The 8,887-nt window shown below is 41.7% G+C and carries 6 protein-coding genes, 16 tRNA genes and 1 rRNA gene; all 23 read left to right on the forward strand.

Annotated elements, in window-relative coordinates; genetic code table 11:
- The first annotated feature begins 12 nt into the window (after window positions 1-12).
- The 23 genes from rrf to GJS40_RS09895 all read left to right on the forward strand — a co-directional run bounded on the left by rrf (window position 13) and on the right by GJS40_RS09895 (window position 8,756).
- Window positions 13-129: ribosomal RNA gene (rrf, locus tag GJS40_RS09785) — 5S ribosomal RNA — on the forward strand.
- Between the two features lie 49 nt (window positions 130-178).
- Window positions 179-253 (forward strand) — tRNA-Asn (locus tag GJS40_RS09790).
- A 3-nt stretch (window positions 254-256) separates the two neighbouring features.
- Window positions 257-350, forward strand: a tRNA-Ser gene (locus GJS40_RS09795).
- Between the two features lie 20 nt (window positions 351-370).
- Window positions 371-445: transfer RNA gene (locus tag GJS40_RS09800), tRNA-Glu, on the forward strand.
- A 4-nt stretch (window positions 446-449) separates the two neighbouring features.
- A tRNA-Val gene (locus tag GJS40_RS09805) sits at window positions 450-525 on the forward strand.
- Between the two features lie 10 nt (window positions 526-535).
- Window positions 536-612: transfer RNA gene (locus GJS40_RS09810), tRNA-Met, on the forward strand.
- Window positions 613-776: 164 nt separating this feature from the next.
- Window positions 777-852 (forward strand) — tRNA-Asp (locus GJS40_RS09815).
- A gap of 26 nt (window positions 853-878) precedes the next feature.
- Window positions 879-954 (forward strand) — tRNA-Phe (locus GJS40_RS09820).
- Between the two features lie 5 nt (window positions 955-959).
- Window positions 960-1,035, forward strand: a tRNA-Thr gene (locus tag GJS40_RS09825).
- A gap of 5 nt (window positions 1,036-1,040) precedes the next feature.
- Window positions 1,041-1,126: transfer RNA gene (locus tag GJS40_RS09830), tRNA-Tyr, on the forward strand.
- 12 nt (window positions 1,127-1,138) lie between these two features.
- Window positions 1,139-1,212, forward strand: a tRNA-Trp gene (locus GJS40_RS09835).
- Between the two features lie 18 nt (window positions 1,213-1,230).
- A tRNA-His gene (locus tag GJS40_RS09840) sits at window positions 1,231-1,306 on the forward strand.
- Window positions 1,307-1,315: 9 nt separating this feature from the next.
- Window positions 1,316-1,390: transfer RNA gene (locus GJS40_RS09845), tRNA-Gln, on the forward strand.
- A 9-nt stretch (window positions 1,391-1,399) separates the two neighbouring features.
- Window positions 1,400-1,474: transfer RNA gene (locus GJS40_RS09850), tRNA-Gly, on the forward strand.
- Window positions 1,475-1,527: 53 nt separating this feature from the next.
- Window positions 1,528-1,602 (forward strand) — tRNA-Cys (locus GJS40_RS09855).
- A gap of 13 nt (window positions 1,603-1,615) precedes the next feature.
- Window positions 1,616-1,705, forward strand: a tRNA-Leu gene (locus GJS40_RS09860).
- A 29-nt stretch (window positions 1,706-1,734) separates the two neighbouring features.
- Window positions 1,735-1,820, forward strand: a tRNA-Leu gene (locus tag GJS40_RS09865).
- A gap of 207 nt (window positions 1,821-2,027) precedes the next feature.
- Entirely contained in the window at window positions 2,028-2,249 is a 222-nt protein-coding gene (locus GJS40_RS09870) for a hypothetical protein (protein ID WP_270897698.1), read from the forward strand.
- A gap of 301 nt (window positions 2,250-2,550) precedes the next feature.
- Window positions 2,551-4,350 carry a XylR N-terminal domain-containing protein gene (locus GJS40_RS09875; RefSeq protein WP_270897699.1) on the forward strand — a complete coding sequence of 600 codons (1,800 nt, stop codon included), beginning with the start codon at window positions 2,551-2,553 and terminating at the stop codon, window positions 4,348-4,350.
- 121 nt (window positions 4,351-4,471) lie between these two features.
- A complete protein-coding gene (locus GJS40_RS09880; RefSeq protein WP_270897700.1) occupies window positions 4,472-6,016 on the forward strand; it encodes a 4-hydroxyphenylacetate 3-hydroxylase N-terminal domain-containing protein in 1,545 nt (514 codons plus the stop codon).
- Between the two features lie 240 nt (window positions 6,017-6,256).
- Window positions 6,257-7,039: a dioxygenase family protein gene (locus tag GJS40_RS09885; RefSeq protein WP_270897701.1), complete on the forward strand. Its 783-nt coding sequence runs from the start codon at window positions 6,257-6,259 to the stop codon at window positions 7,037-7,039.
- 113 nt (window positions 7,040-7,152) lie between these two features.
- Entirely contained in the window at window positions 7,153-8,289 is a 1,137-nt protein-coding gene (locus GJS40_RS09890) for a muconate/chloromuconate family cycloisomerase (RefSeq protein ID WP_270897702.1), read from the forward strand.
- Window positions 8,289-8,756 carry a DUF3237 domain-containing protein gene (locus tag GJS40_RS09895; RefSeq protein ID WP_270897703.1) on the forward strand — a complete coding sequence of 156 codons (468 nt, stop codon included), beginning with the start codon at window positions 8,289-8,291 and terminating at the stop codon, window positions 8,754-8,756. Before GJS40_RS09890 ends, GJS40_RS09895 begins: the two co-directional genes overlap by 1 nt.
- The last annotated feature ends 131 nt before the right edge of the window (window positions 8,757-8,887 follow it).

Here is an 8,887-nt window from a genome sequence, read left to right on the forward strand (position 1 = left end):
AATTCATACTTGTCCGGTGACCATAGCAAAGAGGACCCACCCGTTCCCATGCCGAACACGGAAGTTAAGCTCTTTAGCGCCGATGATAATGAAGGGGCGACCCTTTGTGAAAGTAGGACGTTGCCGGACTAGACATTTTAATAAGAATGTGTTAAGATGAATTTCGGATTACATACATTCCACAGTAGCTCAGTGGTAGAGCAATCGGCTGTTAACCGATCGGTCGCAGGTTCGAATCCTGCCTGTGGAGCCAACTGGAGAGCTGTCCGAGTTGGCCGAAGGAGCACGATTGGAAATCGTGTAGGCGGTGAAAAACCGTCTCGAGGGTTCGAATCCCTCGCTCTCCGCCATCATTTACATAAATGCAAGGGGCCCGTTGGTCAAGTGGTTAAGACACCGCCCTTTCACGGCGGTAACAGGGGTTCGAATCCCCTACGGGTCACCATATTGGAGGGTTAGCTCAGCTGGGAGAGCACCTGCCTTACAAGCAGGGGGTCGGCGGTTCGATCCCGTCACCCTCCACCATTTACGACATCGCGGGGTGGAGCAGTCTGGTAGCTCGTCGGGCTCATAACCCGGAGGTCAGAGGTTCAAATCCTCTCCCCGCAACCAAAATAATACACATCGAACACATTCAGTTAACAAAAAGATATGAAACTTATACTTCCTTTATTCTTTGTTGTAAACAAGAAAATTAAGGAAGGAGCGCACCCAGTGCGTGACTGACTGAACGAGTGCAGCTGACGAAGAGATTCGCAGCTTAATCTTCACAAAAAGGGCCTGTAGTGTAGCGGTTAACATGCCTGCCTGTCACGCAGGAGATCGCGGGTTCGAGTCCCGTCAGGCCCGCCATATTTTCAAACTACATAATTTCTTTTGGCTCGATAGCTCAGTCGGTAGAGCAGAGGACTGAAAATCCTCGTGTCGGCGGTTCGATTCCGTCTCGAGCCACCACTTATGCCGGTCTAGCTCAATTGGTAGAGCAACTGACTTGTAATCAGTAGGTTGGGGGTTCAAGTCCTCTGGCCGGCACCATTTTTGGAGGGGTAGCGAAGCTGGCCAAACGCGGCAGACTGTAAATCTGCTCCCTTTGGGTTCGGCGGTTCGAATCCGTCCCCCTCCACCACTATTGTTAAACAGGGGTATAGTTCAATGGTAGAACGGCGGTCTCCAAAACCGCAAATGTGGGTTCGATTCCTACTACCCCTGCCATGTAGCGAAAGTGAAGTGGCGATTGTGGCGAAGTGGTTAACGCACCGGATTGTGGCTCCGGCATTCGTGGGTTCGATCCCCATCAATCGCCCCATTGAAATGTTGGGCTATAGCCAAGCGGTAAGGCAACGGACTTTGACTCCGTCATGCGCTGGTTCGAATCCAGCTAGCCCAGCCAGTAATAACCGCGGAAGTAGTTCAGTGGTAGAACACCACCTTGCCAAGGTGGGGGTCGCGGGTTCGAATCCCGTCTTCCGCTCCAGAAAGAAAAAGAATAAACAATCTGCATGTGCAATGTTGTTAACAAATGCACATGGCGGCATAGCCAAGTGGTAAGGCCAGGGACTGCAAATCCTTTATTCCCCGGTTCGAATCCGGGTGCCGCCTCCACAACAAAACCCGTGCCGGGGTGGTGGAATTGGCAGACACACAGGACTTAAAATCCTGCGGTTGGTTTACAACCGTGCCGGTTCGAGTCCGGCCCTCGGCACCATCTTTTATAAAAATGAATCCATACGAGATGCCTGAGTGGTGGAACTGGCATACACGCAGCACTCAAAATGCTGTGCCTTTTTGGCTTGTGGGTTCGAATCCCACCTCAGGTACCATTGTACGCATTCATAAAATTGAAAACTGTTTTTAACGCTTGTAAATGTTGCCTTGTCCACGTTTACAGGCGTTTTTTGTTTTTACTTATTTTCTCAGTATTTCTTAACAATAAAGAAAGAGAGCATGAAAAATGTTTGATGTTCCGTTCGTTCAGGGAAATGGATAGTAAAGAGTAAAATAGAAATTTAACAAATGAGGTGTCTACGATGAGTAGAAAAAGAAATGACGAGAAGATAAGTAAAAAAGATACGGTGAATCCTTTTAAGCAAGGATACGATGAACATCGTACTGAGCTAGATAAGTTTAAAGAACAACAACATGTGGACGATATTCCATTACGAGATCTTGAAATTGAAGAAAAGCTAATAAAAAATAAAAAGAAAAGCCAAAATACTTCCCAAAGCGAAGAAAAATATAAACGTGGATAACATGAATACTGCAAAAACTTAAAGTTTCATTCATCTTTTTTATATTCCATCTATTGTTGTAGAGTTTTTTCGTGGTATACTAAAATTTATCCAACTGTTTTTGCGGTATATCCGTATGAATATTATTGTTACAATGAAGTGAATGGAGAAACTATCGTTTTGATGGTCCGTATTGAAAGGCTTTAAAATCTTCATTATCATGAAGATAATTAGTCTCTTTGATTTTTGCAGTAGTTTCTGAAAGTTGCAGCTGATATTTTGCTGCAACTTTTTTCAATCGCCAATCTGAAAGGAGGACGCTATGAAGGCTCATCAATTGCGATTTGATAATTTAATTGACATCAATCATCGCAGTGGAATCATTACTTTTAATCAGGAACGTATGACTTTAGTTTCAGTGAAAGCGCTCGGTATTTTGCGACAAGATTTAGTAAATACGTTAGGTATGGAAAGAGCGAAAGGATTTTTAATGAGATATGGATGGACTTGGGGGAAAAAAGATGGAGAATCTATTGCTTCTAAGTATTCTTGGAGCAATAAAAAAGAATTAATACTTGCCGGTCCTTCTCTTCACACGCTTGAAGGTGTTGTTACGGCGAATCCGGAAGTGTTAGAGATTAGTCATGATTCTCTTTATTTTAGGGGACATTGGTATAACTCCTATGAAGCAGAAGAACACGTCAAACATTATGGGTATAGTGATGAGACAGTTTGTTGGACGCTTGTTGGATATGCAAGTGGTTACTTAACGAGCACCTTTGGGAGAGACGTTGTTGTCTATGAAGACACTTGTGTCGGTAAAGGAGATTCTCACTGTACTTATGTTGCTAATACTGTTGATAAAAATAAAGAGAAACATAAAAAATACATGAGGTACTATAAAGCTGAGTCATTAATCACAGAATTAGACCGAGCCTATCACGAACTTCGTCAAGTAAATCAGAATATTACTGAAACAGATAAAGTACAAGATGAATTAATCAATCTTTTTCTTGAAGATAAAGAATTGTCAGATACGATTGCTTATGTAGCGAATATCATTAATAAAAGCATTGTAATTGATTATTACAACAAGATGATCGAAAGTTATTTTATTCATAAAAAGGACGAATTAGTTTATCATCAATGGGCAGAAAAGTCTCTTTATTCTGCCGAACAACAAAATGATATCTCTACTTTCCCAATTCGTGCTCACAATCTTAATTTAGGTAGAATGGTAGTAATTGGACATGAGAAAATGACCCAAAAAGATCAATTAACAATTAAACGGGCGTTAGGCATATTGACAATTCAAATGTTTCATCAGTGGAAAATTACACGTTCTCTTTGGAAAAAGAAAGAAGAGTTTTTTGAGGAAATGCTTCTCAACCCGAATAATGAGCAGTTTGAAAAACGCTCTCACTTATTTAATTTTCACCCTTCCGCCTTCAACCGCATTTTATCAATTAAAATTGTGCCATCTGAAAAATGTCAACCAATATTACAGCTACTGAACACCACTTATCCTGACATCGATATATTTTCAAAGAAAAACTATATTATTTTAATTTTATCTAAAAGTTCAGCTAAACATATGGATAGAATTACAGAAGATATATTAGAACTTTTACAGGAGAAATTCCCTCGCGTCCGTGCTTACTTAGGTGCTGGTCGTGAGGCAACTAACTTACCTTCTTTAGCTAAAAGTTACCAAGATGCTTGTAAAATCAGTGATTTTCTTCACATAACGGAACCCACGGTAAGCCGAATTGCATTTTTTGAAGATTTAGAGCCGATTATGATGTTTTTGAAAGGAACGGATCCGGAAGAATTGATTGAATTTTATCAAAAAACGATTGGCGTTTTAGTAAAATATGACCGTGAAAACAATTCAAATTTCCTTATGACATTAAAATCTTATCTCGACCATAATGGTAATCTTCAACAAACCGCAAACCACCTTCACCTCTCTATTGCTGGACTCAGATATCGGATTGATCGTATAGAAACGCTTTGTCAAACTGACTTAAAATCAGGAGCGGAACGATTTAAGTTTCAATTAGCAATCCAGATATATTTTGCTATCCGTTTGACAGATCATTCCTCCCAACAGATTATGTAACACCACAAAAAATGAAAAAGCTGAACTATTTATCAGTATTTTTTTACAGTTCAAATATTTCAGAATAAATCCATAATAAAGATATAAAAGAAAGCGTTTTTAAATTAAAGGAGGTAGTTACATGATTAAGCAGCAACAAAGACATAAGAGGCCGTTGACGGGAAAAGAATATCTGGAAAGTTTAAAAGATAACCGGGAAGTATGGATAAACGGAGAGCGTGTAAAAGATGTCACGACACATCCGGCTTTCCGAAATGCTGCGCGGTCTATTGCGAGTCAATATGATGCCCTTCATGATGATGCTACAAAGGAAATTTTAACGACAGAAACGGATTCAGGGAATGGCGGCTACACTCAAAGGTTTTTTAAATATGCGAAGTCGGCGGAAGAACTGAAAGCTGCTAGAGATGCAATTGCAGAGTGGGCCAAAATCACTTACGGACAAATGGGAAGATCTCCAGATTACAAAGCTTCTTTTCTAGCAACGTTAGGAGCAGATCCTGATTATTATGCTCCTTATTCTGAAAATGCGAAATTTTGGTACAAGGAAGCACAGGAACGAAATTGGTTCTTTAACCATGCGATTATTAATCCTCCTGTTGATAGAAATAAACCGATGGAAGCGGTAAAAGACGTTTTCGTAAGGGCTGAAGAAGAGACGGATGAGGGGATTATTGTAAGCGGAGCAAAAATGGTAGCGACAGGTTCTGCCTTAACAAACTATAACTTTGTGGCGCATTACGGGGCTGTTCCAGTTGGTTCAGAAGATATGGCATTGGTGTTTATCGCTCCGATGGATACCCCGGGAGTAAAACTTATTTGTCGTCAATCGTATGAAATGCAAGCAGCAGTGATGGGTAGTCCTTTTGATTATCCATTGAGCAGTCGTTTTGATGAAAATGATGCTGTTTTAATTTTTGATCGTGTGTTGATCCCTTGGGAGAATGTTTTAATTTATAAAGATGTGGAAAAAGCAAATGGGTTTTTCCCGGAAAGTGGTTTCTTACACCGCTTTACTTTTCATGGTGTGACAAGATTATCGGTAAAACTGGACTTTATTGCAGGGTTATTAATAAAAGCAGTACAGACAAGTGGGACGGATCAATTTCGAGGAGTACAAGCAAACGTTGGAGAAGTTCTTGCATGGCGTAACATGTTCTGGGCAATAAGCGATGCAATGGCGCTTAATCCTGATGAGGGAAGAAATGGTACGGCTCTTCCTAATTTAAATTACGGTCTTGCTTACCGCGTTTTTATGTCGGAAGGATGGCCGAAAATCAAAGAAATTATTGAAAACGTCGTTGCTGGAAATTTAATTGTACAGCCCTCCAGTGCGAGAGACTTTAAAAATCCTGAATTGAGACCGTTGATTGATCGACTTTATCGTGGTTCGAACGGTATTAGTTCTCATGACAAAATTAAATTAATTAAGTTGCTTTGGGAAGTAGTAGGAACAGAATATGGTGGTCGCCATGAATTATACGAGCGTAATTATTCCGGAAATCATGAAAATATCCGATTAGAAAATCTAGTAAATGCCCAACAATCCGGACAAGCAGAAGCCTTTATGAACTTTGCGGAAAAATGCATGTCTGATTATGACCTTGATGGTTGGGTGAACAATACTTGGGTGAATCCTGATGATGTGAATTATTTTAAAAGTTAAATCATAGGTGTATGACGTGGAAGATAACGAGAGTATCTCCATTAACTGTTTCTATCCGTGCTTTTGTAGTATCCATGATGGCCTGGCATCAACGTACGCGAATCAACTAGAATTTTCGGCATGTTAACTTTCTCCTCGTACATCTTTTCAAGGCAAAAAGAAAAGTATTATTTGGTAGTTCAATGTCAGTTTGGCATTTTCATTATTTAATTGAGATAAATTTGAAGGAGGAATCATGATATGCAAAAACAAGCAGCCAAAAAGAATGAACGTGTGGAAGAGGTATTTCATTTATTTGTGAAACATATGCAAGCGTTTTTAAAAGAAGCAAAAATTAATCATGAAGAGTACACAAACTTTGTTAACTGGGCAGATCGTCTCGGTCGCTCCGGGGAACTACCACTTTTCGCAGACGTTTTCCTTGAAACACATGTTTTAAATGCCATGTATAAAGACTTACCCGGAACGCAGCCGTCTCTGTTGGGACCGTATTTTCTAGAAGGTTCTCCGGAGCTGGAAAAAGAGCCGGGAGGGGCTTATGTGTTAACCCAGCGCCCGGATGAACAAGGAGAAGTGCTTTATTTTAAAGGAAATGTCAGTTCCGTAGACGGGAAGCCGCTTGGAAATACGCGAGTGGAGTTCTGGGAGAATGACGCCACTGCAAAGTACTCCGGTTTCGATTCGGACGCCCCGCGTTTTAACTTGCGCGGACATTTCTATACGGATGAAAATGGAGATTTCGTCGTCAAATGTTTCGTTCCCCTTCCGTATTCCATACCGGATCAAGGACCAACGGGAGAATTTCTCGAGTACATGGATCAGCACCCGATGCGTCCGGCCCACCTTCATTTAATGTTTGAAGCAGAAGGACATGAAACGCTTATCACACAAGTTTTCTTTGAAGGAGATGAATGGCTCGAGTCAGATGTTGCCCAAGGGGTGAGAAAACAATTAATTACCAAGTTAGTAGATAAGGGCGACCATAAAGAAGCTTCTTTAAACTTTGTGATGAGAAAAAAATAAGAAAGAATATGTAGAGAAAGGAGTCTGAGTTTGTAATTAGATGCGAAAGCCCTCGATGGATTCTTTAAAGAGTGATCGAGGGCTTCAAACTGTTTATATTGGAGGTTTTCCTAATGAATAAAATAACGATTAAAAACATTACCACCGAATTGCTAGACATTCCTATCAAGCGGCCGCATCAGTTTTCTGCAGTGAAAGTGGCAGCTAAAAGTTTTCTCCTTCTTCGGATAGAGTTGAGTAATGGGGTGGTAGGAATTGGAGAAGGAACGACGCCTGGAATCTTTTGGAATGGCGAAAGCGTCGAGACAATGCAAGTGGTCATTGATCAATATGCAACCCCGCTTCTCCTTGAGGAAGACCCAACTCAGCTGGAATTATTACTTCAAGTACTCAACCGGCAAATCCGAGGGAACGAATTTGCGAAGGCAACGATTGAAATGGCTCTTTTGGACGCCTTAGGGAAAATGTATGACGTTCCGGTTCATCAACTGCTTGGTGGTCTGAAGCAAGATAAAATTCCGGTCAGATGGGCTTTGGCATCCGGAACACCGGAGGGAGATATAGAAGAAGCAAAAAAGGCGGTATCTTCCGGGCAGTATGCTACGTTCAAAACGAAATCCGGAAAAGAGGCTCCTGATGACGATGCGAAGCGTTCCATACGGATTGCGGAAGGAATAAAAGGTCACGCGACGATCGGGATTGATCCGAATGGCTCTTGGGATCGCATGACGACGACAAAGTGGATGGATGCTTTTTATGAAGTTGGAATCGACTTCTTAGAACAGCCTCTCCCTCCTCATGATATCGAAGGATTGGCACATCTGTCTGCCATGAAAAAAGTTCCGATTATGGCGGATGAAAGTGTCGCAACGATTTATGATGCGATGAGAATTGCAAAAGAAAAAGCGGCAGATATTTTCTCTCTAAAGATTCATAAAGCCGGTGGGTTAAAAAATACGATGAAAATGGCTGGTATTGCGGAAGCGGCAGGCATCTCATGCTTTGGTGGCACCTCTCTCGAAAGCTCCATTGGAACCGCAGCTTGTCTACATGTTTACGCTTCTATTCCGAACTTAGATTATGGCAGTGAATTGTTTGGACCGGGCTGGCTCGCGGATGACCCGGTAAAAAATCCTGTCATCATGAAAAACGGATATATTGAAGTACCGGACAAACCAGGTCTCGGGGTGGAACTAGATGCAGATAAAATTGCCACTTACCGTCGGAAAACGACGGAGGAGGTGAAGTAATGAGACATTTACCAGCTCCTTCGCTTTCCTTCTTATGTGACATGGAATTAACGGTGGAAAAGGCACATCTTCCCGGGACAACCCCTATTGGAACAAGAAGAATCATCCGAGTAACGGGAGGATCCTTACGGGGTGAAAAGCTAAACGCAGAAGTGATCCCGGGCGGAGATGACTGGATCACTGTGAGAGAAGATGGCACCATTATTCAAGATGTCCGCATTCTTCTCGAGACGACGGACAAGGAACTAATCATGATGACATATCGCGGCATTCGGACGGGGGATGCGGAAGTACTAAAGCGGCTTGATAATAATGAAGAAGTGGATCCTGATGCCTATTACTTTCGCACTTCTCCTATTTTTGAAACGGCTTCCGAAAAATATGATTGGCTAAACCGCCGTATCTTTGTTTCACGTGGCATTCGTCTCCCCGGAAAAGTAAACTACTCGATTTATACCGTTGAGTAATATATAGAAAGCATTCCTGTAATGAAGAAATTTGAGGTTTAACAAAAAAGAGCCTCCTTGGTATAGTACAGGATGTCGATGCATCGACTCCGAAATTAGAAAACCAAGGAGGACTCAAAATGAATTATACG

This window comes from Aliibacillus thermotolerans, from assembly GCF_027853235.1.
In the GTDB taxonomy this organism is placed as follows: domain Bacteria; phylum Bacillota; class Bacilli; order Bacillales; family Marinococcaceae; genus Aliibacillus; species Aliibacillus thermotolerans.

Bases quoted from the DNA above. Each gene is read 5' to 3' on its own strand.
- GJS40_RS09885 (WP_270897701.1), top strand. From the start codon at position 6,257: ATGCAAAAACAAGCAGCCAAAAAGAATGAACGTGTGGAAGAGGTATTT.
- GJS40_RS09875 (WP_270897699.1), top strand. From the start codon at position 2,551: ATGAAGGCTCATCAATTGCGATTTGATAATTTAATTGACATCAATCAT.
- GJS40_RS09895 (WP_270897703.1), top strand. From the start codon at position 8,289: ATGAGACATTTACCAGCTCCTTCGCTTTCCTTCTTATGTGACATGGAA.
- GJS40_RS09890 (WP_270897702.1), top strand. From the start codon at position 7,153: ATGAATAAAATAACGATTAAAAACATTACCACCGAATTGCTAGACATT.
- GJS40_RS09880 (WP_270897700.1), top strand. From the start codon at position 4,472: ATGATTAAGCAGCAACAAAGACATAAGAGGCCGTTGACGGGAAAAGAA.
- GJS40_RS09870 (WP_270897698.1), top strand. From the start codon at position 2,028: ATGAGTAGAAAAAGAAATGACGAGAAGATAAGTAAAAAAGATACGGTG.